The organism is Staphylococcus microti (assembly GCF_000934465.1).
In the GTDB taxonomy this organism is placed as follows: Bacteria; Bacillota; Bacilli; order Staphylococcales; family Staphylococcaceae; genus Staphylococcus; species Staphylococcus microti.
Genome location: NZ_JXWY01000015.1, coordinates 1 through 1790 on the forward strand (window position 1 = coordinate 1; position 1790 = coordinate 1790).

Annotated in this window: 3 protein-coding genes; 2 read left to right on the top strand and 1 reads right to left on the bottom strand. The window is 30.6% G+C overall.

Annotated features, from left to right (window positions below; translation table 11 throughout):
* On the bottom strand, nt 1-262 hold a 262-nt coding region (locus tag TP70_RS02645), incomplete at its 3' end, for a hypothetical protein (protein WP_044359128.1).
* 69 nt (nt 263-331) lie between these two features.
* On the opposite strand from TP70_RS02645, the gene TP70_RS02650 reads away from it, so the two are divergent.
* Nucleotides 332-520 carry a hypothetical protein gene (locus TP70_RS02650; RefSeq protein WP_042740159.1) on the top strand — a complete coding sequence of 63 codons (189 nt, stop codon included), beginning with the start codon at nt 332-334 and terminating at the stop codon, nt 518-520.
* 388 nt (nt 521-908) lie between these two features.
* The coding region (locus TP70_RS02655; RefSeq protein WP_211253722.1) for a rolling circle replication-associated protein at nt 909-1790 on the top strand (882 nt) is incomplete at its 3' end.

A 1790-nucleotide genomic window follows, 5' to 3' on the forward strand; every position in this document is an offset into this window, starting at 1 on the left:
CTTTTTGTGATAGTCCAACAGCTCTTGGTTGTATATTGTTGTTTTGGTCATTTAAGTACATTTGTTTGTCTTCTTCGCTTTCAAAGAAGATTTTGTCTCCATTTTCTTCGGTAATTGAAATATCATTTGTTGTTATATCTTGGTCGTAAGTGGCTAACTGAGAATTATCTTGTGTTTCTGCATTGGCAACTGACTGTGTTTTTAGTAGATTAAAACTAAGTAAACAAGCGAATAAAATACATAGTATCAATTTGTTTTTCATTTTTTGTTCTCCTGTATTCTTTTATTTTTAGTGTTTTTTGTAATTATAACTTAAATGAGGAGGTTTTTTATGAAGTTTTTTAATTTTTTATTTGTTTTTGTTACCGCTTTTGTTTTAGCTGATTTTGGTATTATATATTGTCTATATACATGGAACTTAAATTTATGGGTTTTTGTTATTCCGTTGTTTCTTTTGATATTTTCATTAGTTTACTTGAAAGAATATAATCATCAAAAGCAAGATGAGAATAAACAATAGAGTTACTTTTATGCCGAGAAAACTTTTGTGCTTGGAACAGAGCTATATGTTATTACAGCTTGTCTGTAAAAGTTGGTGGGGTTGAATTGGGATTAAACCAAGTTAACACCAACTAAAAAACATATAGCTCAAAGGTTCCAAGTCAAAAGGAAATTGGAATAAATAATAAAAGAGCGTGCACTAGTCTGATTAGACTGTACACGCTCTTAGTGCTATATTATAGCTAAACTAAATAAAAAGAGTTACAGCACTCCCCGACCAAAGTTTGTGATGTAACGAAACGCTTTATCAACTTGTATGTTACTGTATCTAGTTTTTAAAATCAAGTTGATAAATTTGGAAGTGGTGTAACTCTTTTTCAATTAAAAATTGAAAAGGAGTTTTTATCTTGAATAACAAAATTAAGTTTGTTGAAGATGATGAAAAAAATATGGAAGAGTTGCAAAAATTTTTGATGAGTGGGTTGCCCGTTCCTTACTTGACATACGGGCAACTTAACAGACACATTGATAACTATACTAACGATTATAAATACAAGGTAAAAGCCTATAACGACGGGCGTTTAACTGTCATAAAATACAAAAATAAGCGTCAAAAACCTACTGTTTCTATCCACCAAAAAAAAGCGTTGGGCTCTTCTTCTTATTTGAGTGAGGATGAACGCTTAGATAATCAAAGAAGATATATGTTTAAAGTGAAAACAAAGATTAAAGACTTAGTTTTAAATAATCACTTTGATATGTTTTGGACTCTTACTTTTGATCCAAAAAAATGTATTGAATCAGTTGAAGATGAATATCGCTTTTTTGAAATGCGGAAGTGGTTAGATAAAATGCGTAAAAGACATTCTAGGAAAAGTGATAAGCCATTTATGTACATAGCTATCCCAGAAAGGCATAAGAGTGGTTTAATACATTGGCATATGGTAACTGGCAATTTGGAACCTAATTTAATTGATTCAGGTAAAACGTATAAAAAGCAAAAGATTTATAATTGTATTGATTGGGAGCATGGTTTTTCGAATGTGCAAATGATGCGTTCTAAATCAAAAATAAGTAGTTATGTAACAAAGTATATTACAAAAGACTTATTAAATACGCCAGCACGTAAGAATAAGCGTAAGTACTGGAGTAGCAATAATTTAACTTTGCCAACTGTGTATGGCGTTTCAGATGATTCTGTAATGAGTTTTATGCATGATGAATATGATAGAGTCGTAGAACCTAATTATAGTACAGATGTGTGTGATATTTGGGTGTTTAGAGTAAGG

What these genes read in the sequence shown, in the direction of transcription:
- TP70_RS02650 (WP_042740159.1), top strand. Translation starts at nt 332, where the DNA reads ATGAAGTTTTTTAATTTTTTATTTGTTTTTGTTACCGCTTTTGTTTTA.